At 72.3% G+C, this 19829-nt stretch carries 15 protein-coding genes; 7 read left to right on the top strand and 8 right to left on the bottom strand.

Annotation, left to right across the window (positions count from 1 at the left end; all coding sequences use genetic code 11):
* Positions 1-25 precede the first annotated feature (25 nt).
* Positions 26-2569, bottom strand: a complete 2544-nt coding sequence (locus ACZ4N5_RS22825) for a helicase-associated domain-containing protein (RefSeq protein ID WP_467758893.1) — start codon at positions 2567-2569, stop codon at positions 26-28.
* Between the two features lie 196 nt (positions 2570-2765).
* Here ACZ4N5_RS22825 and ACZ4N5_RS22820 point away from each other — a divergent pair, with 196 nt between their 5' ends.
* The gene (locus ACZ4N5_RS22820) at positions 2766-3773 is read left to right on the top strand and encodes a hypothetical protein (RefSeq protein ID WP_467758892.1); all 1008 of its coding nucleotides are present in this window, start codon (positions 2766-2768) and stop codon (positions 3771-3773) included.
* 88 nt (positions 3774-3861) lie between these two features.
* Complete coding sequence (locus tag ACZ4N5_RS22815) at positions 3862-4482, top strand: HAD family hydrolase (protein ID WP_467758891.1); 621 nt, start codon at positions 3862-3864, stop codon at positions 4480-4482.
* Positions 4483-4560: 78 nt separating this feature from the next.
* Here ACZ4N5_RS22815 and ACZ4N5_RS22810 read toward each other — a convergent pair whose 3' ends face one another.
* Positions 4561-4812, bottom strand: a complete 252-nt coding sequence (locus tag ACZ4N5_RS22810) for a hypothetical protein (protein ID WP_037624209.1) — start codon at positions 4810-4812, stop codon at positions 4561-4563.
* Positions 4813-5009: 197 nt separating this feature from the next.
* Between ACZ4N5_RS22810 and ACZ4N5_RS22805 the strand changes: the two genes are divergently transcribed.
* Positions 5010-5393, top strand: a complete 384-nt coding sequence (locus tag ACZ4N5_RS22805) for a cold-shock protein (protein ID WP_467758890.1) — start codon at positions 5010-5012, stop codon at positions 5391-5393.
* A gap of 60 nt (positions 5394-5453) precedes the next feature.
* On the opposite strand, the gene ACZ4N5_RS22800 is transcribed toward ACZ4N5_RS22805, so the two are convergent.
* The 4 genes from ACZ4N5_RS22800 to ACZ4N5_RS22785 form a co-directional block, all read right to left on the bottom strand.
* Positions 5454-6347, bottom strand: a complete 894-nt coding sequence (locus tag ACZ4N5_RS22800; RefSeq protein ID WP_467758889.1) for a 1,4-dihydroxy-6-naphthoate synthase — start codon at positions 6345-6347, stop codon at positions 5454-5456.
* Entirely contained in the window at positions 6331-7092 is a 762-nt protein-coding gene (locus tag ACZ4N5_RS22795; RefSeq protein WP_467758888.1) for a futalosine hydrolase, read from the bottom strand. Before ACZ4N5_RS22795 ends, ACZ4N5_RS22800 begins: the two co-directional genes overlap by 17 nt.
* Entirely contained in the window at positions 7056-7562 is a 507-nt protein-coding gene (locus ACZ4N5_RS22790; RefSeq protein ID WP_467758887.1) for a DUF2771 domain-containing protein, read from the bottom strand. The genes ACZ4N5_RS22795 and ACZ4N5_RS22790 overlap by 37 nt, the downstream gene beginning before the upstream one ends.
* Positions 7563-7637: 75 nt before the next feature.
* Positions 7638-9062 carry an MFS transporter gene (locus ACZ4N5_RS22785; protein ID WP_467758886.1) on the bottom strand — a complete coding sequence of 475 codons (1425 nt, stop codon included), beginning with the start codon at positions 9060-9062 and terminating at the stop codon, positions 7638-7640.
* Between the two features lie 736 nt (positions 9063-9798).
* Between ACZ4N5_RS22785 and ACZ4N5_RS22780 the strand changes: the two genes are divergently transcribed.
* From ACZ4N5_RS22780 to ACZ4N5_RS22770, 3 genes are all read left to right on the top strand, one after another.
* Positions 9799-10725: a DUF3027 domain-containing protein gene (locus tag ACZ4N5_RS22780; protein ID WP_467758885.1), complete on the top strand. Its 927-nt coding sequence runs from the start codon at positions 9799-9801 to the stop codon at positions 10723-10725.
* Between the two features lie 317 nt (positions 10726-11042).
* On the top strand, positions 11043-14204 hold the full coding sequence (locus tag ACZ4N5_RS22775) for a sacsin N-terminal ATP-binding-like domain-containing protein (protein WP_467758884.1): 3162 nt from the start codon (positions 11043-11045) through the stop codon (positions 14202-14204).
* 277 nt (positions 14205-14481) lie between these two features.
* Positions 14482-15282 carry a hypothetical protein gene (locus tag ACZ4N5_RS22770; protein ID WP_467758883.1) on the top strand — a complete coding sequence of 267 codons (801 nt, stop codon included), beginning with the start codon at positions 14482-14484 and terminating at the stop codon, positions 15280-15282.
* Positions 15283-15297: 15 nt separating this feature from the next.
* On the opposite strand, the gene ACZ4N5_RS22765 is transcribed toward ACZ4N5_RS22770, so the two are convergent.
* Together ACZ4N5_RS22765 and ACZ4N5_RS22760 are read right to left on the bottom strand one after the other, a co-directional pair.
* On the bottom strand, positions 15298-17697 hold the full coding sequence (locus ACZ4N5_RS22765) for a cation-translocating P-type ATPase (protein ID WP_467758882.1): 2400 nt from the start codon (positions 17695-17697) through the stop codon (positions 15298-15300).
* A 147-nt stretch (positions 17698-17844) separates the two neighbouring features.
* A complete protein-coding gene (locus tag ACZ4N5_RS22760; protein WP_467758881.1) occupies positions 17845-18111 on the bottom strand; it encodes a DUF2530 domain-containing protein in 267 nt (88 codons plus the stop codon).
* 238 nt (positions 18112-18349) lie between these two features.
* On the opposite strand from ACZ4N5_RS22760, the gene ACZ4N5_RS22755 reads away from it, so the two are divergent.
* Entirely contained in the window at positions 18350-19801 is a 1452-nt protein-coding gene (locus ACZ4N5_RS22755; protein ID WP_467758880.1) for an NCS2 family permease, read from the top strand.
* Positions 19802-19829: the final 28 nt, after the last annotated feature.

Raw genomic sequence — 19829 nt, 5'->3', positions numbered from 1 at the left:
TCCAGTGTGCCCTACCGGCGGGTGATCACGGCTGGTCGTCGGCCAGCTCCGCCACCCCCGTGACCCTGTGCAGCGGATAGGTGCGGACCTCGTCCGCCGTGTGGTCGTACGCCGTGACGAAGCCGCCCTCGACCCGGATGGGGGCGATGACGCGCTGACTGGCGGCGCCCTCGGCGTTCACGTAGCCGATCCACACCGCCTCGCCCGTCATGACGGCGGCCTGCATGGTCGCGAGGGTCTCGGCGGAGCTGGTGCGGGGCAGCCCGCCGTCGACGGGACGGCCCACGGCCGGGTCCTCCTTGCGCGGGGCGGTGGAGGCGAGGTCCCCGGCCCGGATCGCGCGGACCGCGGCGCCGAGGAGGGTGGCGTCGGGGACCGGCGGGCCGTCCGGGACGGGCTCCGGGGCGGTGCGCGGCGGGGTGCGGTGGGCGTGCGCCCGACTGATCAGGACGTCACCCTCCGCCGACTCGGCGGCCGGCGCGAAACCCATCGACCTGAGGCCGGTGAGGAGGCCCGCCGGGTCGCTCTGCGCGGCCAGCACCGTCGGCGCGATCCGCCGCAGCCCGAACTCCTGCGAACGCTTGTCGGCGAGGATCTCGTTGAGCACCGCCTCGTCGTCGCAGCGGACGTACGCCGACGCCGCCCCGATCCGCAGATGGCCGTGCCGCCGCGCCATGTCGTCGATCAGATAGGCGAGCGGCTGCGGGACCGGTGTACGGGAGTGGGCGGCGAGGAAGGCGTGCAGGTCGGACGCCGAACGGCCCGCGTCGAGCGCCCGGCGCACCGAGCCCGGAGTGAAGCGGTAGACCGTCGCCCCGCCCTTGGACTCGACGTCCGCGAGCACCCCGAGCGTGTCGGCCAGCGGACGCTCCAGGGGGCCGGGCGCGACCGCGGTCAGGTCCGCCTGCAGCAGGACGTGGTCGAGCGGTTCGGGCAGCAGCGGGGCGAGGAGTCCGGCGGCCCGGGCCGTCGCCGCGGCCCGCTCGGCGGGGGAGTGCGGCACGGGGACGGTCACGGGGTGGTGCCGCTTGTGGGCGGGCAGCTTGTCACCCGGGCCGGACGGCTCCGCCCCCTGCGCGCCCGCCGCCGCCGGCAGACCCAGCAGGGCCCGCCCCTGCGCGGACAGCGCGCCCCGGCCGGTCACCCCGAGCAGCTCCGACTCGGACAGCGTCCAGCGGGCCAGCCGGGCGCGCAGGTCGTCCGGCGCGGGCCGGGCACCGCGCGAGGGCCGTTCCCAGTACAGCCGGGCGAGGAGGGAGTCCGTGGCGGGCGAGGTGCCCTCGGGAAGCTCGGCGAGCAGGGCGAGGACGCGGTGGCGGACCTCCGGCGCCGCGGAACGGTCGAGGCCGGGGCCGAGCGCCGAGAGCGTACGGTCCTTCGCGTCCCGTCCGCCGACCAGACCCGCCGTGCGGGTCGCCTCGAGCCACGCCGAGGCGAGCCGCGCCCAGCGCTCCGCGGCGGGCAGCTCCAGCCACGCGTCGTAGGCCGGCGTCGCCGCGTACCGTTCCTCCGCCTCGCCGTCCGACGCCAGCAGGCCCGCCGCGTAGGCGAGTTCCACCCAGAACGCGGCGATCGGCTCGGAGACGTCGAGCGCCACCGCCGTCCGCTTCAGGTCCCGCACGCTCAGCCCGCCCGCGCGGAGCACCGCGGGGCCGCCCTCGTGCCAGTCCTTCAGCAGCTCCTCGACGGTCGCCAGCGTCGTGTACGCCTGGCCGGCCGCGGCGGCGTCCACAACCTGTGGACGGTGGGGTGTCGCGGCCTCGACCGCGGGCGCCACCGGCTCGGTGACCCGGTGCGCGCGGCCCGCCCGCAGATGCAGGGCGACCTCCCTGGGCAGAACGACCGTGCCAGGACCGGTCGGCAGCAGCAGCCCCCGCCCGATCAGCCAGCGCAGATGTGCCGCGGGTTCGGCCGTCACCTGCCCGTACGGCGGCCCCCACACCAGCCGGGACAGCACCTCCACCGCCTCGGCGGGCGCCTCGTCGAGCAGCGACGACATCCGGTTCCGGTCGCTGAACAGGGCACTCAGCGAGGCCACCGCCGACACGGAGTCATGGGTGGACGCCAGTCCCGCCGCGGCCACGATCTCCTGGATGCGCCCCGGCGACATGCCCGCCGTGGCCTCGCCGACCGTCGGCCCGAGACCCGTCGGGGACGGGTGCTGCGGCGACGGCGCGAGCAGCTCACGTGCCGTCCGTACGAGCCGCAGGCGGTCGTCGCCACCCCACAGGAGCGCCTGCTCGCGCAGCGTCCCGAGCGCGTGCGGGAAGGCCGCCGTGACCGTGGGGTCGCCGTCGTCGCCCGCCAGCAGCCCGAGCAGTTCGTCGTACGTCGCCGGTTCCCGCGCCACCGCCAGCGCCTCCGCCGTCTGCAGCGTGAAACGGTCCAGACGCTCCAGGGCGCGGACGACCGACGCTCGCGTGCCCGCCCGGGTGGCCAGTTGGGTGAGATCCGTGGGGACGGGGGTGATCAGGTCCGGCCGGGACCGCAGAAGGGCGGACAGCGAGGCGTCGTCCCGCGCGCGGAGGGCTTCCGCCAGGGACCGCGGGGCGGTCGTCTCGGGGCTCATCCTGTCAACGGTAGCGGGTGGCGGGCTCCCCGGGCCCGGCCCCCGGCCCGTGGAACGTTCTCCGGGCCGCGCGGCCGGGGCGGCCGACGACGGTCGTACGGCTGCCCGAGCCCCGGGCGGGGCGCTCCCGCACACGGAAAAACCGGTACCTTCGTCACCACGGGGTATCCAACGCACCCGCCCCGGAGGGGACTTCGTGGGGATCGAGAGCGACCAGCTGGTCTTCGACTATCTGAGCCGGGTCGGCGACCTGGCCCAGCAGCGGCAGTTGCCGTCGGCCACCCGGATGCGCCTGGTCACGGAGCTGCGGGGCGAGATCGACCGCCGCCGGGCGAAGACCACCGTCGACAGTCCCGCCGCCGTCCGCCGCATCCTCGACCGCCTCGGCACCCCCGACGAGATCGTCGCGGCGGCCGGACAGGGCACCGGCGGCACCGCGGCCGGCACGCGGACCTGGGCCGCCGTGCCCGCCCAGCGCGCCGCCACCGAACCGGAGGAGCGCCCCAAGGGACTGCGCCGCGTCGTCCCCCGCCCCCGTCCCGCGCAGGAGCGGCCCGCCGAGAGCGCCGGCGCCGACACACCGTCCCCGCCCCACCTGGCGAGCGCCCACGAACTGGGCGACAGCGCGACCCGGCCCGACTGGTGGCGCGCGAACAACAGCCCCTTCGGGCTCGACGACAGCGTTCCGGGGTTCGTCGGCGGCGTGGAGATCCCCGACCTTTTCAGGCCGCCCCCGGGGGAGAAGGACCGCGAAGCCGAGGAAGAGGCGAACCCGGCCAAGGAGACAGCGGCACCGGGCCCGGAGGACGAGCCGGCGGCCGAGGCCACCGTCGCGCGCCGCTTCCCGCGCCGCCTCCCACGCCTGAGCGGCTACACCAACCCGCTGCTCCTGCTCGCCGCCGCCCTCCTCGTCGCCGGGGCCGTCCTCGGCAACTGGTTCGCGCTCGCCCTCGGCTGGCTGATCGCCTACGGCTCGCGCCGGCTGACCCCCGCGGAATCGAAGTGGGCCGTCCTCGTCCTGCCGGGCCTGTCCGTCACGGCCGGCATCGTCTGGCTCTGGGGCCGTACGAACGGCCGCTGGGGCACCCCCGTCGCCCAGGGCCACATGAGCGACGCGATGACCCAGACCTGGCCGTGGATCGTCCGCGGCGCGGCGGTCACCTCGGCCCTGTACCTGGTCTGGCGCTCCCAGCGAGGCCGCTGACGCCCGGCGCTGCCGCCGCCTGGCCGGAGAAGGGGCAGGACCGGCGCGCCGAAAATGCCTGGACCGGGCACCCGGCGACCTGGGCAGAATGGCCCATATGACGTCTCCCGCGCTGACCGTCGGCTTCGACCTCGACATGACCCTGATCGACTCCCGTCCCGGGATCCACGCCTGCTACGAGGCGATATCCGCACGGACCGGGACGTACATCGACTCGGATCTCGTGGTCACGCGGCTCGGTCCGCCGCTGGAGGAGGAACTCGTCAACTGGTTCCCGGCCGAGGAGGTCCGGGCGGTGGCCGACCTCTACCGCGGGATGTACCCCACCTACGCGATCACCGGCACGCTCGCGATGCCCGGCGCGCGCGAAGCCGTCGCGGCGGTGCGGGCGGCGGGCGGGCGCACGGTCGTCGTCACCGCGAAGTGGGAGCCCAACGCCAGGCTGCACCTGGACCACCTGGACATCGACGCGGACGAACTCGTCGGCAACCTGTGGGCCGAGCAGAAGGCGGTGGCGCTGCGCGAGCACGGCGCGAGCGTGTACGTCGGCGACCACACCGGCGACGTACGCGGCGCGCACACGGCGCGGGCGTACGCCGTGGCCGTGGCGACCGGGCCGTGCGACGCCGAGGAACTGCGCGCGGCGGGCGCGGATGTCGTCCTCGGCGATCTCACGGAGTTCCCGGCATGGCTGGAGAACTACCGCTGAGGGCGCTGAGGGCACAGCGGAGCCGGCCCCGGTCCGCTGGAACGGCCGTTGTCGGGAACGGGCCCGGAACGGCCGCCGTCAGGAACGGGCGGCGCGCGCCCGGCGGCGTCCCTGCGCGGCGGACTGGAGCACGCCCGCCGCGGCCAGCAGGAAGCCGACGCCCATGAGCATGCTCAGGCCGAACATGTAGAACGGAAAAGGTTTCGTACCGAGCAACAGCGGTGCCACGGTGACCAGTGTGGCCAACGCTCCGATGAAGAACACGATGGCACCGGCACGGATCAGCCGGTCACCGGCTTCGGGGGAATTCGCTTGGGTTTTGTCACGCACCCGACCAGGGTAGTTCCCTGCGCGAAGGAACAATCCAGCGACGTCTTGTCACGAGCCGACGGACCATTAGCCTTGGTACCGGCGGGTCGGCTGACCCGCTGTAGTGCTATCCAGAGGCGTTTTACGGGAAGTTGCCCCTGCAACCACCCGTGTCGTTCCCAGAGAAGTTTCCGACGAGTACGAGGACGAGGACAGACGTGCCCACCGGCAAAGTCAAGTGGTTCAATACTGAGAAGGGCTTCGGCTTTCTCTCCCGTGACGACGGCGGCGACGTCTTCGTCCATTCCTCGGTCCTGCCCGCCGGAGTAGACGCCCTCAAGCCCGGCCAGCGTGTCGAGTTCGGCGTCGTCGCCGGTCAGCGCGGCGATCAGGCGCTCTCGGTGACCCTTCTGGAGCCGGCCCCCTCGGTCGCGGCGGCCCAGCGCCGCAAGCCGGACGAACTGGCCTCCATCGTCCAGGACCTGACGACCCTCCTGGAGAACATCACGCCTTCCCTGGAGAAGGGCCGCTACCCCGACAAGGCCTCCGGCAAGAAGATCGCGGGCCTGCTGCGCGCGGTCGCCGACCAGCTCGACGTATGACCGTCCGTCAGCGGCCCCCGGCCGGGGGCTGAGGAGAACTCGGAAAGGTCCGGAGGGAAATCAGGGGAAGTCCAGCGCGTTCGGGCCGAGGGGCGGCACCAGCCCCTCGGCCGCAGCGCGCGTGAGGAGTCCGCGGACCGCCGCGTATCCGTCGTCGCCCAGATCGGCCGTGAACTCGTTGACGTACAGGCCGATGTGCTGGTCCGCGACGCTCGGGTCCATTTCCTGGGCGTGTTCCAGTACGTAGCCGCGGGAGGCCTCGGGGTCGTCCCAGGCGGCACGGACCGAGGCGCGGGCGGCGTCGGCGAGCGTCCGTAGCCGCTCCGCGCCCAGCGACCGTTTGGCGATGATCGCGCCCAGCGGGATCGGCAGCCCGGTGGTCTGCTCCCAGTGCTCGCCCAGGTCGGCGAGCTTGTGCAGCCCGTAGTTCTGGTACGTGAAACGCGCCTCGTGGATGACGAGCCCCGCGTCGACCTTTCCGTCCCGGACGGCCGGCATGATCTCGTGGAACGGCATGACCACGATCTCGCCGACCCCGCCGGGGACCGTCTCGGCAGCCCACAGCCGGAACAGCAGGTACGCCGTCGAGCGCTCACTCGGCACGGCGACGGTGCGCCCCCCAAGCTCTCGGCTTCGCTCGAGCAGGGAGGTGCCCCCGTCCCCCGCCTCCCTCGTCAGCACGAGCGGACCGCAGCCCCGGCCCAGCGCGCCGCCGCACGGCAGCAGCGCGTAGCTGTCGAGGACGTACGGCAGCACGGCGTACGACACCTTCAGCACGTCGAACTCGCCGCGCTCGGCCATGCCGTTGGTGATGTCGATGTCCGCGAAGGTCACGTCCAGCGCGGGTGCGTCCGGGACGCGGCCGTGCGCCCAGGCGTCGAAGACGAAGGTGTCGTTGGGGCAGGGTGAGTAGGCGATCCGCAGGGCTTCGGCGGATTCAGTGGGTGCGCTCATGCGGGTTCCAACTCTCCAGGAGGGGCCCCAGCTTCCCGAAGGCCTCGGTGAGGGCCGCGAGGGCGTCGCCGACGCGCCACGCGGCGCGGTCACGCGGTCCGACGGGATTGGACACCGCGCGGATCTCCAGTACCGGCACCCCGTGTGCGCCGGCCGCCTCGGCGACCCCGAACCCTTCCATCGCCTCGGCGAGGGCCCGTGGATGCCGGGCGCGCAGTTCGGCGGCGCGGGTCGCGCTGCCGGTCACGGTCGACACCGTGAGGACCGTTCCGACGCGTCCACCGATGGCGGCCGCGACCTCTCGTACGAGTGATTCCGGTGGCCGATGGCAGACGGTCCCGAAGCCGAGCTCGGTGACCGGCAGGAACCCCTCCGGAGCCTCCGCGCCGAGGTCCGCCGCGACGATGTCGTCGGCGACCACGAGCGATCCCACGGGCGCGCCGGGCTGGAAGCCGCCGGCGATGCCCGCGCAGACGACGAGGCCGTAGGGCGCGCCTTCGAGGGCGGCGGCGGCCAGTGCGGCGGAGACGGAGGCGGCGGCCAGTGCGGGGCCGACACCGGCGGCGAGCAGATCGCACCCACCGAGCCGGTGGAGCGTCGCCCCCGGAAGCCGTATCTCGCGCGCCGTGCCGGACGACGCCGCGGCCACCGCTTCCCTCTCCGCGGAGACGGCGGTGGCCACGAGCACCTTCGGCCCGGCGGCGGCGATCAGTTGTCCGAGTCCTTCTTGAACTTGAACGACCACAGGCCGGTGACGGTCTTGTCGCCCTCCTTGATGGAGACGAGCGTCGAGCTGCCCGTGGCGCCGTACTGCTGGTTGAAGAACACGCTGCCCGGAATGGTCAGGTACGTCTTCTTGGTGCTTTCGGGCAGGAGCTGCTGCCCGTTCATCAGGATCGTCCAGCCGTTGTCGGCGATCTTCGGGTCCACGCCGAACCGGACGGTCGCGTCGGGGTCGACGTCGATGGACTTGATGTCCTTGGACCGCAGGCAGCTCGTCAGGTCCGCGGTCTTCACGGCATCGCCGTCGTTGTAGCAGTCGGCCTCGGAGCTCACCGAGTTCGTGCCGACCGTGACGGTGGCCATGGGTGTCGGCTTGTCACAGGCGGACAGGGCGAGGAGTCCGGCGGAAACGGCGCCGACCGTGGCGACGGCGCGGCGACGGCGCGCAGCGCGTTGTCCATTAGCGGCTCTGCCGCGGGGCAGGGAGGTCATGGCCGAAGGTTATCGGGCGCGCCCACCCGTGCCCCCACGTGGGGTGCGGCGTGCCGTGTGTGGCCCCCGCGCGGCTCAGGAGACCCGCTGCCGGGCCGATCCGCCGCGCCGGGCCACGGAGAGCAGGCCCCGTACGGTCGTCAGCCAGCCGACGGCGACGATCCCGGCGGCCACGGAGAGGCCGAGCGGGCCGTTGAGCGGCATCGCGATGCCGATGGCTCCGCCGAGCACCCAGGCCATCTGGAGCAGTGTCTCGGAGCGGGCGAAGGCCGAGCTCCGGACAAGTTCGGGGACGTCGCGCTGGATCAGGGCGTCCAGGGACAGCTTGGCGAGGGCCTGCCCGAACCCGGCGATCGCGGCGAGGCACGCCACCATCACGGTGCCGAAGAAGAGCGCCGCCAAGATCGCGGCGGCCAGCACGAACGCCACCACCGTCACGATGATGATCTCCGGGGCGCGCTGTTTCAGCCAGGCTCCGACGGCCGTTCCGAGCGCGTTGCCCACACCCGCCGAGACGACCACCAGGCCCAGCGAGACCGCCGCGCTCTTGCCGCTGAGCGGGTGCTCGCGCAGCAGGAAGGCGAGGAAGAAGATCAGGAAGCCGGACAGACAGCGCAGCGAGGAGTTGGCGCCGAGCGCGTGGGTGACGGCCGTCCCCACGGTCCGCAGTCCGGGGCGCGGGGGTTTCTTCAGGTGCGGGCCGTGCAGATGCTCCGCGTCGGCGGCGAGCAGCGCCTTGTCCTCGCCCTTGGCGGAGTCGACCTTGGGAGGCAGCGAGAACGACAGGAACGTGCCCCCGATGAAGATCGTGAAGGCGCCGTAGAGCGGATAGCGGGCCCCCAGCGACTGGAGCACGGCGGCGATCGGCCCGGCCACACCGGTGGCCAGGAGCCCGCCCAGAGTGACCCGGGAATTGGCTTTGACCAGGGAGAACGTGGGTGGCAGGAGCCGGGGTACGACGGCACTGCGGACCACGCCGTACGCCTTGGAGGCGACGAGTACGCCGAGCGCGGCGGGATACAGCTCGAAGGTGCCGCTGACGACCGCCCCCGCCAGCATCAGCGCGAGCATCGCCCTCGCGAGCATCGAGCCCGCCATCGCGGCCCGTCGGCCGTGCGGCAGACGGTCCAGCAGCGGGCCGATCACGGGGGCGAGGAGGGCGAAGGGCGCCATTGTGATGCCGAGGTAGAGGGCGACCCTGCCGCGGGCCTCGTCGGTCGGCACGGAGAAGAACACGGTGGACGCCAGCGCCACCGTGATCATGACGTCGCCCGCGCCGTTCACCGCGTGCAGTTCGATCAGTTTTCCGAGGCCCGACTCGCCCGCTCCGTGCGCGTGGGTCGCCTTGCGGATGCCGCGCGCCGTCCGCGTCACCGGGAAGTGCAGGGCACGTCCCACCGCGCGGACGGACCCGGTCACCCGGCCCGATCCGCCATTCCGGTTACTCCCCTTGGCGCCACCGATACCGGTTGCTCCCTGGGGCGACCTTGCGGATGCCACTCCGTCATAGTGCCCCGAGTTCGGGGTGCGTAGTGCGGTTACCGCGCGTATGGGGGCCGAGTGGGGGGGCGTGTGGGGACGATCGGGTCCCCCGCCGGACCCCTTTTCGACGAAGCAAGCCGGACCGGCCCCTGGCGGACCACTCTCGCGGGCCACTTTTCCGCCGAATCGAAAGGGGGCTGCGCGAGGTGGATCATTTTCGACGAGGAGAGGCGAGGAGAGGCGAGGAGAGGCGAGGAGAGGCGAGGCGAGACGGGCTGCGCCCGGGGTGGATGACTTTTCGGCGAGGAGAGACGGGCTGAGCCCGGGGTGGATGACTTTTCGGCGGAGCGGGACGGGCTGCGCCTGGGGTGGATGACTTTTCGGCGGAGCGAGGCGGGGGGTGAGGGTGGGAAACTTTTGGCGCGGAGCGCCGGGGATATCGCCGCGGAGCGGCGGAGAACGGGCTGCGGAGCGGCCGGCTCCGGATGCCGCGGAGCGGCAAAGATCCCGGCGCGGAGCGCCGAAGACGCCCGCCGGTGTGGGCCCAGGGGCCAGGAGAAGGTAGCGTGCGTAACGCGCCTGCGGCGATTGTTCTCGGCCGCGCGCCTCTCGGCCATCCCGCAGAATGGATGGCGTAGGTGCGCCCGAGTGCGATCGGGCGCGGACGTCGACGCGGCCCACCGGTCCGCTCCGTCCGCACCCCCGCCGGAGGAATGGCGCACCCGTGAGACGGCGTAGGAGAGAAGCGATACCTGTGAGCGCAGCGACAACGCGAAGCCGCACCCCGGACCGTCTGTGCGCCGAGGCGGTCGACCTCGCCCGCGCGGCAGCCGAGGAGGCCGCCCACCCAGGCATCGTCGGCGAGCACCTCGGACTGGTCTCCGAGGGGGACCGCGTTGTCACGCACTACTTCGAGTGCAAGGAACCCGGGTACCGCGGCTGGCGCTGGGCGTCGACCGTGGCCCGCGCCTCCCGGGCGAAGAACGTCACCCTCGACGAGACGGTGCTGCTGCCCGGCACGGACGCGCTGCTGGCCCCGGAGTGGGTGCCGTGGAGCGAGCGGCTCCGCCCCGGCGACATGGGCCCCGGGGACCTGCTGCCCACGGACGCCGAGGACCTCCGCCTGGAACCGGGCTACTCCGGCGAGGACGAGCCCGCGCCGAACTCCGCGGTCTCCGAGGACATGGCCGAGCTGGTGGAGGCGGAGGACGCGGAGGTGACCGCGGGTACGCCCGCGAACCTGCCGATGGCCCCGCGCCGGGGCTCGATCGCGTCCGTGGCCGAGGAATTGGGGCTCCGCCGGGCCCGGGTGCTCTCCCGGTACGGGCTGCATGTCGCGGCCGACCGCTGGGAGGAGTCGTACGGACCCAAGACGGCGATGGCGCAGGCCGCGCCCGCGTCGTGCGTCAGCTGTGGCTTCCTGAATCGCATCGGGGGCTCGCTCGGACAGGCGTTCGGTGTCTGTGCGAATGAGTTCTCGCCGGCCGACGGGCGTGTGGTGTCCCTCGCTTACGGGTGCGGTGGGCACTCCGAGGCCGCGGTCATGCCGAAGCCTCCGCGGCCGCCGCTTCCGGTGATCGACGAGACCCAGGTGGACCCGTTCCCGCTGCGTCCGTCCCCCGACTCGGGGTCCGTACCCGCGACCTCCGACGAGTCCACAGAGGAACTCGGCCACTCGTAGCCTCCGCGGCGGCGGCCCTCCCTGCCTGGTGGCCTTCCCTCCCTCGGCTTTTTTCCTCCCGGGGCCGCACCCCGCCTGGCCCCGGCACAGCCACGGGCTTCTTTCGCCCCCTCCGCCCCTACCCGTCCCTGGGGCTCCGCCCCGGACCCCGCTCCTCGAACGCCGGAGGGGCTGAATCTTGTCGGAGGGGCTGAATCCTGCCCCCACGGCCGAGGGGCGGCACGCGGCGGCAGAAGCCAGGGAGAGCGCGCGGTACCTTCATGCCGCGACCCGGCGCAGCATTCGCGGTCGCGCCAGGCGAGAGGGAGAGTGAACCCGTGAGTAAGTTCGTGCGGCCGGCTGCCGAGGGTGCGGACCCGTTCGGCACGGCGCGTCTGCGCCGCGGTGTGCTGGACGCCTGGGCGACCAGCCCGGCCCGGTTCCGCGAGGACGCCAACGCCGAGGAGGACCTCGTCCTCGGCGGGTACCGCGACCGGCTCGTCGTGGAGCTCGCCCAGAACGCCGCCGACGCGTCGGCCCGCGCCGGCGCCCCGGGCCGTCTGCGCCTCACCCTCCGCGACGGCGTCCTGGTGGCGGCCAACACCGGCGCCCCCCTCGACGCGGCCGGCGTCGAGTCGCTCGCCACCCTCCGCGCCTCCGCGAAGCGGGACGCGCACGACACGGCCGTGGGCCGTTTCGGTGTCGGCTTCGCCGCGGTCCTCGCCGTCACCGACGAGCCCGCCGTCGTCGGGCGGCACGGCGGTGTCCGCTGGGCGCTCGCCGAGGCCCGCGATCTCGCCGCCGGCACCGCCGGGAACAGCCCCGGCCTCGGTGACGAGATCCGCCGCCGGGACGGCCATGTGCCGCTGCTGCGGCTGCCGTTCGCGGCCGAGGGCACCGCCCCGGACCCGTACGACACCGCCGTGATCCTGCCGCTGCGCGACACCGCCGCCGAGGACCTCGCCGAGCGTCTCCTGCGGAACATCGACGACGCCCTCCTGCTCGCCCTGCCCGGCCTGGAGGAAGTGGTCGTGGAGATCGGCGACGCGGAGGTCCGCACCCTGCGCCGCGCCGCCGCCGAGCACGGGGCCGTCATCGACGACTCCCGCGACGGCACGACCCGCTACCGCACCGTCGACCGCAACGGCCCCCTCGACCCCGCCCTGCTCGCCGACCGCCCGGTCGAGGAGCGGCTGCGCCCGTACTGGTCCGTCACCTGGGCCGTCCCGGTCGACGACGAGGGAGCCCCGGCCCGCCCGCGGACCAGCCCCGTCGTGCACGCGCCGACGCCGAGCGACGAAGCGCTCGGCGTACCCGCGCTCCTCATCGCCTCCCTCCCGCTCGACACCACCCGGCGCCACGCCGCCCCCGGCCCGCTGACCGACTTCCTGGTGCAGCGCGCGGCGGACGCCTACGCCGAACTCCTCGCCTCCTGGCGGCCGGTGGACACCGGGATCATCGACCTGGTGCCCGGCCCGCTCGGCAAGGGCGAGCTGGACGGCGCGCTGCGCCAGGCGATCCTGGACCGGCTGCCGCGCACCGCGTTCCTGCCGCCCGCGGCCCCGCCGGACCGGATGCCGGCCGCCGACACCCCGGACGACTGGCCCGAGAGCAGCCCCGCGGAGAACCCCACCGTCCTGCGGCCGCGCGACGCCGAGGTGGTGGAGGGCGCGGGCGCCGAGACCGTCCGGGTGCTCGCCGAGGTGCTGCCCAGCCTGCTGCCCGCCGGGCTCGAACGGCGGGTGGAACTGCGCACGCTGGGCGTCGCCCGGGTTCCGCTCACCGAGGCCGTGGACCGGCTGGCCGGTCTGGAGAAGGACCCGGCGTGGTGGCACCGCCTGTACGACAGCCTGGCCGGGGTCGACCCGGACCGGCTGTCCGGACTGCCGGTGCCGCTGGCCGACGGCCGCACGACGATCGGGCCCCGCCAGATCCTGCTGCCCACCGCAGAGGGGTCCCTGGTGGCCCCCGACACGCTCGCCCGCCTCGGCCTCAAGGTCGCGCACCCGGACGCCGCCCATCCGCTCCTGGAGAAGCTGGGCGCTGTGCCGGCCTCACCCCGCGCGGTGCTCACCACCCCGCAGGTGCGGGCCGCGGTGGCCGCCTCGCTCGACGACGAGGGCGGGGCGTGGGACGAGGACACCCCGGACGCGGAGGAGCTGGCGGACACCGTCCTCGCGCTGGTCCGTGACGCCGCTCTCGACCCGGGCGACGAGCCCTGGCTCGGCGCTCTCGCCCTGCCGGACGACGAGGGGGAGCTCGTGCCCGCCGGTGAACTGGTGCTGCCCGGCAGCCCGTTCGCCCGGATCATGCGCGAGGGCGAACTCGCCTTCGTCGACTCCGAACTGGCCGACCGGTGGGGCGAGCAGCCGCTCGCCGCCTGCGGCGTCCTCGCGGGCTTCGCCCTGGTGCGCGCCACCGACATCGTGCTCGATCCGGACGAACTGGAGCCGCGCGACGCGGACTTCGCCGAGCCCGACGACGCGGGTCTGCTGGACGCGGTGGACGTGTGGTGCGAGGACGTTCTGGACCGGCTGCCCGATTCGCCGGTGCCGCCCGTCGCGACCGAGATCGTCGCCGTACGGGATCTGGACCTGGTGGACGACGACCGGTGGCCGCAGGCCCTGGCCCTGCTCGCCCAGCCGCCGCTGCGGGACGCGATCACCCAGCAGGTGCGCATCCTGCTGCCGGACGGAACGCACGAGATCGTCCGGCCGTACACGGCCTGGTGGCTGCGCGGGCATCCGGTGCTCGACGGGCGCCGGCCGGCCGGTCTGCGGGCCGCCGGCGGCGATCCGCTGCTGCGCGGCCTGTACGACGAGGCCGACGCGACCGGCTTCGACGACGAACAGGTGCTGCGGGCGCTCGGCGTCCGTACGTCCGTGGCCGCCCTGCTCGACGAGCCCGGCGGCGCCGCCGAACTGCTCGACCGGCTCGCCGACCCGGACCGCGAGGTCTCCGGCACCCAACTGCACGCCCTCTACGGCGCGTTGGCCGACCTCGACCCCGAGCAGGTGACGCTGCCTGACGAGCTGAGGGCCGTCGTGGACGGCGAGGTGCGGGTCGTGGACGCGGCCGACGCGGTGGTCGTGGACTCACCGGACCTGCTGGCGTTCACCGACGGGGTGCCGCTGCTGCCGGTGCCGCCCTCACGGGCCGCCGAGCTCGCCGAGCTGTTCCAGGTACGACGGCTCAGCGAGTCCGTCACCGGAGAGGTGACCTCCGAGGGCACCGAGCACGACGTACCGGAGTCCGTACGGGTCCTGCTGGGCCCCGGGACCCCCGCCTCGTACGTCGAGCACGAGGAGCTCGTGGTCGACGGCACCGAACTCGACTGGCGCCGCACCCGGGACGGGGTGCTGCACGCCGCCACCCTGGAGGGCGTCGCCGCCGGACTCGCCTGGTCGGCGAGGCAGTGGCCGCGCCGCTTCGAGGTCGCGGCACTGCTGGAGGACCCGTCCCGCACCGAGGAACTGGCCCGGGACCGCTGGTTCGACTGACGGGGCCGATCGTCCGGACCGGCCGGTCCGGACGATCGGCACGTTCCGCCCGGTCCCGTGGCATTCCGGGGCCGGGCGTTTCTCTGTGTTTCACCATCGGTCCGTAACGCGATCACAAAAACTACGGCTTCCTCACCCCGCCCGTACAACCAGTCGCGCCTCTCACTAATCTCACTCGTGAGTCAACAGACTCACTGATCACTTGGGTCCCGTGCTGACGACGAGCCGTGAGGAACGACCACCGCCGGGACCCCTTTCTCCACTTGGGGAACCCCACATGCGCATACGAGCCACCGTGGCCGCCGTCACCGGCGCCCTGGCCCTCTCCGCTCTCGCCGTGCCGGCCGCGCAGGCCGCCGGCAACTCGGTGTCCGGCGTCACCGTCTCCAACGTCGTGATCAACAGTGGCAAGAACATCGTGGTCGGCGCCTCCGCGGAGGTCACGGTCAGCGCGACCTACACCGTGACGCACCCCTCGACCGTCAGCGCGAGCTCCTTCGCGACCGGCCCGGTGCTCTACCGCGGCACCTCGATCACCTCGCCGAGCGACGTCCTCGGCGGCGACGACCCCGGCACCTGCACCGCCTCCTCCTCCACCGTGCTCAAGTGCACGGCCAAGCTCCAGTTCCGTCCGGCCTCCTCCGACGAGACCGAGGACCTGTTCAGCGCCGAGGCCGGCGCCTGGAAGGTCGGGTCGGTCGCCGCCGACGCCGACAACAACCTCAAGTGGCAGGGCGACCTGGGCACCAAGAACCTCCAGCGCTACTCCAAGCTGACGGTCAACGCCTCCCCGGAGCCGGTCGTGAAGGGCAAGACCATCACGGTCACCGGCGCGCTGACCCGCGCCAGCTGGGACGTCGCCAAGTACTACGGCTACGGCACCCAGCCGGTGAAGCTGCAGTTCCGCAAGGCGGGCACCAGCACCTACACCACCCTCAAGACGATCAACACGGACAGCTCCGGCAACCTGAAGACGACCACGACGGCCACCGTCGACGGTTACTACCGCTACAGCTTCGCGGGCACCACGACCACCTCGGCCGTCAGCGCCACGGGTGACTACGTCGACGTGCAGTAACACCTGAAGCAGCCCCTACGCGGGAACGCGGCGGTCGACCCACCTCCACAGGAACTCCAGGACGGCCGCCGCCACCACCGAGATCAACACCGCGATCCACGGCATCGTCGCGCCGACCAGCTTCAGCGCGAAGAAGTGCTGCAGTTTCGGCACCACGAGCACCAGCAGGAACGCCCCGCCCATCGAGGCGACGAGGCAGATCCGCCACCAGGTGTACGGCCGGGCGATGATCGCGAGCACCCACATCGATACCAGGAAGAGCGTCAGCGTCGCGGCGCTCGTCTCCGCCTCCAGCGAGCCGCTTCCCGTGTAGTGATGGCGCGCGATCAGATACATCACGAAGGTGGCCACTCCCGCGACGACTCCGCCCGGGATCGAGTACCGCATCACCCGCCGCACGAAGTGGGGCTGGGCGCGCTCCTTGTTGGGGGCGAGGGCGAGGAAGAACGCCGGAATGCCGATCGTCAGGGTGGACAGCAGAGTCAAGTGGCGTGGCAGGAAGGGGTATTCGACCTGCCAGCACGCCACCAGGACGGCCAGCAGCACCGAGTAGACCGTCTTCACCAGGAAGAGCGTCGCGACCCGGGTGATGTTCCCGATGACCCGGCGGCCCTCCCCGACCACCGAGGGCAGTGTCGAGAAGCTGTTGTTGAGCAGCACGATCTGGGCCACCGCGCGGGTCGCCTCGGACCCCGAGCCCATGCTCACCCCGATGTCGGCGTCCTTCAGCGCCAGGACGTCGTTCACGCCGTCGCCGGTCATCGCCACCGTGTGCCCGCGGGACTGCAGGGCGCCGACCATGTCGCGCTTCTGCTGCGGGGTGACCCGTCCGAAGACCGTGCCCTTCTCCAGGGACTCCGCCATCTCCGTCGGCCCGTCCGGCAGTCGGCGCGCGTCCACGACCTCGCCGGTGAGCCCGAGCTTGCCGGCGACCGCGCCCACCGACACCGCGTTGTCCCCGGAGACGACCTTGGCCTTGACGTCCTGGTCGGCGAAGTAGCGCAGGGTGTCGGCCGCGTCCGGGCGCAACCGCTGCTCCAGGACGACCAGCGCGGCGGGCCGGGCGGCCTCCGCGACGCCGGGGTCGTCCAGGTCCTTGGTGGTCTTCGCGAGCAACAGCACCCGCAGACCCGCCTCGTTCAGCCGCTCGGTCTCGGCGAGCGCCGCGTCCCCGGCGGGCAGCAGCACGTCGGGAGCGCCGAGCAGCCAGGTGCTCGACTCGCCGTTGCCCTCGCTGAACCCGGCGCCGCTGTACTTGCGGGCGGAGGAAAAGGGCAGCGACTGGGTGCAGCGCCACTCCTCGCTGTCCGGGTAGGCGGCGATGATCGCCCGGAGGGAGTCGTTCGGCCGCGGATCCGACTCGCCGAGCGCGCCGAGGACCCTGCGCAGATACGACTCGTCGGTGCCCCTCAGCGGCCGTAGCTCGGTGACGTCCATGCCGCCCTCGGTGAGGGTTCCGGTCTTGTCGAGGCAGACGGTGTCGATGCGGGCGAGGCCCTCGATGGCGGGGAGTTCCTGAACGAGGCACTGTTTTCGGCCAAGCCGGATGACGCCGATCGCGAAGGCGACGGAGGTGAGCAGGACCAGCCCCTCGGGGACCATCGGCACGATCCCGCCGACGGTCCGCGCGATGGAGTCCTTGAAGCCGTGCTGCTTGACGACGAGCTGGCTGATGACGAGGCCGATGGCGGTCGGGATCATCATCCACGTCACGTACTTGAGGATCGTGGAGATACCGCTGCGCAGCTCGGAGTGGACCAGCGTGAACCGTGAGGCCTCCTCCGCCAGCTGTGCCGCGTACGCCTCCCGGCCCACCTTCGTCGTGGTGAAGGCGCCGGTGCCGGCGACCACGAAACTGCCCGACATCACCGGGTCGCCGGCGTGCTTGACCACGGGGTCGGCCTCACCGGTGAGCAGTGACTCGTCGATCTCCAGCCCGTCCGCCTCCGCGCAGGTGCCGTCGACGGCGACCTTGTCGCCCGGCCCGATCTCGATGAGGTCCCCGAGCACGATCTCCGACGATCTCACCTCGGCGGCGACCCCGTCCCTGCGGACGGTCGGTTTCACCTCGCCGATGACCGCGAGTGAGTCCAGGGTCTTCTTGGCCCGCCATTCCTGGATGATGCCGATCCCGGTGTTGGCGATGATCACGTAGCCGAACAGGCTGTCCTGGAACGGCGCCACGAACAGCATGATCAGCCAGAGCACGCCGATGATCGCGTTGAACCGGGTGAAGACGTTCGCCCGGACGATCTCGCCCACGGAGCGGCTGCTGCGCACCGGGACGTCGTTCACCTCGCCGCGCGCGACCCGCTCGGCCACCTCGGCGGCCGACAACCCCTCGACCCGCCGGGAGGCGGGTATGGGCACGGGGTGAACGGGATCGAGTCCGGCGCCCGCGTCGATGTGGGTCATGCATTCGACGGTACGTGCGGATATGCGGCTTCACCCGCCGAGTGCGCCGAACTTCCGACCTGGGGAGGACGGGGCGCGGCGGGGAATGCTGCCGTGGGTGGAGGTGAAGCCCCGTTACTCCGTCACGGGGGTGGCGGGGGAGCCCCGTTACTCCGTCACGGGAGCGCCGGCGGCGTGGGCGCGCTTGATCGCGGCGTCACGCTTGCGGACGTACCAGATGCCGATCAGTCCGAGGCCGGCGCCGGCCAGACAGGTCCACAGCCACCACAGGTGTCCGTGGTCGTCGAACCAGCCGTAGAACGGCAGCTGCACCAGGAAGAGGACGAACCAGAGGATCGTGCCGCCCGTGATGGTGGCGACGACGGGGCCCTCCAGGGGCTCCGGCGCCTCGTGCTTGGGGGTCCACTTCGCCATGTGCACAGCTTACGAGGACCGAGGACCGGTTGTGTTCGCACCCGCTCTCCCCTTGTACGGCAAGGGTCTACGCGCGGAGATAGCGATTTCTGACTCATATGTTCATACTGAAACCGTCCGAGTCTGGCCAGTTGTATTCGTATAAAACACCAACAGCGACCTGGGGGAACCTGATTGGTGAGCGACCACTGACCAGGCTCGATCACGTCCCCGTCCCCCTGCACGTTTGAGGACCCGCATGTCCACCTCGGCCGCCACCAAGGCCCCCGCCCCGCAGGAGCCGGAGTCCCGGCCCACGCAGAGCGCCCTCGACCGCTACTTCAAGATCTCGGAGCGGGGCTCCAGCCTCCCGCGCGAGATCCGCGGCGGTTTCGCCACCTTCTTCGCGATGGCGTACATCATCGTGCTGAACCCGATCATCCTGGGCAGCGCTAAGGACATGTACGGGCACCACCTCAACAACGGGCAGCTGGTCACCGCGACCGCGCTGACCGCGGCCTTCACCACGCTCCTCATGGGCGTCATCGGCAACGTGCCGATCGCGCTGGCGGCGGGCCTCGGCGTGAACACGGTCGTCGCCCTCCAGCTCGCGCCCCGGATGTCCTGGCCGGACGCCATGGGCATGGTGGTCCTCGCGGGCTTCATCGTGATGCTCCTGGTCGCCACCGGTCTGCGTGAGCGCGTCATGAACGCGGTGCCGCTCGGCCTGCGCAAGGGCATCGCGATCGGCATCGGCCTGTTCATCATGCTGATCGGCCTGGTGGACTCCGGCTTCGTCACGCGCATCCCGGACATCGCCCAGACGACGGTCCCGCTCCAGCTCGGCACCGACGGTCACCTCCACGGCTGGCCCGTCCTGGTCTTCGTCCTCGGCACTCTGCTCACCCTCGCGCTGATCGTGCGCAAGGTGCCCGGCGCCATCCTCATCTCGATCGTCACCATGACGGTCGTCTCGCTGATCATCAACGCCGTCACCACCGTCCCGTCCTGGGGTCTGACCACCCCGAAGTGGCCCGGCAACCCGGTCGCCAGTCCGGACTTCGGTCTCGTCGGCCAGTTCAGCCTCTTCGGCGGCTTCGGCAAGGTCGGCGTGCTGACCGGCGTCCTCTTCGTCTTCACCGTGCTGCTGTCGTGCTTCTTCGACGCGATGGGCACGATCATGGGCATCAGCGACGAGGCCAAGCTGACGGACGCGCAGGGCAACATGCCCGGCATCAACAAGGTCCTCTTCGTCGACGGCATCGCCGTCGCCGCGGGCGGCGCCACCTCCTCCTCGGCCACCACGTGCTTCGTGGAGTCCACGGCCGGTGTCGGTGAGGGTGCTCGCACGGGCTTCGCGAACGTGGTCACCGGCGCGCTCTTCGCCGTCGCCCTCTTCCTGACCCCCGTCGCCACGATGGTCCCGTCCCAGGCCGCCACCCCCGCGCTGATCGCGGTCGGCTTCCTGATCATGTCCCACTCGGTCAAGGAGATCGACTGGGCGGACTACACGATCGCCATCCCGGCCTTCGTGACCATGATGCTGATGCCGTTCACCTACTCGATCACGAACGGCATCGGGATGGGCTTCATCACCTTCGTCGTGCTGCGCCTGGCGGCGGGCCGCGGCCGTGACATCCCGGTCGCCATGTATGTGGTGTCGGCGGTGTTCACCTTCTACTACCTCATGCCGGCCCTCGGCCTGACCTGAGCGGCACCTGCCGTACGGGGTCTCACGT

Source organism: Streptomyces sp. NPDC026500, assembly GCF_055567635.1.
This window is presented reverse-complemented; position numbering and strand designations above follow the sequence as displayed.

Coding starts and splice junctions, on each gene's coding strand:
- ACZ4N5_RS22765 (WP_467758882.1), bottom strand. CDS start 17,697: ATGACCCACATCGACGCGGGCGCCGGACTCGATCCCGTTCACCCCGTG.
- ACZ4N5_RS22760 (WP_467758881.1), bottom strand. CDS start 18,111: ATGGCGAAGTGGACCCCCAAGCACGAGGCGCCGGAGCCCCTGGAGGGC.
- ACZ4N5_RS22790 (WP_467758887.1), bottom strand. CDS start 7,562: ATGACCTCCCTGCCCCGCGGCAGAGCCGCTAATGGACAACGCGCTGCG.
- ACZ4N5_RS22800 (WP_467758889.1), bottom strand. CDS start 6,347: ATGAGCGCACCCACTGAATCCGCCGAAGCCCTGCGGATCGCCTACTCA.
- ACZ4N5_RS22770 (WP_467758883.1), top strand. CDS start 14,482: ATGCGCATACGAGCCACCGTGGCCGCCGTCACCGGCGCCCTGGCCCTC.
- ACZ4N5_RS22815 (WP_467758891.1), top strand. CDS start 3,862: ATGGCCCATATGACGTCTCCCGCGCTGACCGTCGGCTTCGACCTCGAC.
- ACZ4N5_RS22755 (WP_467758880.1), top strand. CDS start 18,350: ATGTCCACCTCGGCCGCCACCAAGGCCCCCGCCCCGCAGGAGCCGGAG.
- ACZ4N5_RS22825 (WP_467758893.1), bottom strand. CDS start 2,569: ATGAGCCCCGAGACGACCGCCCCGCGGTCCCTGGCGGAAGCCCTCCGC.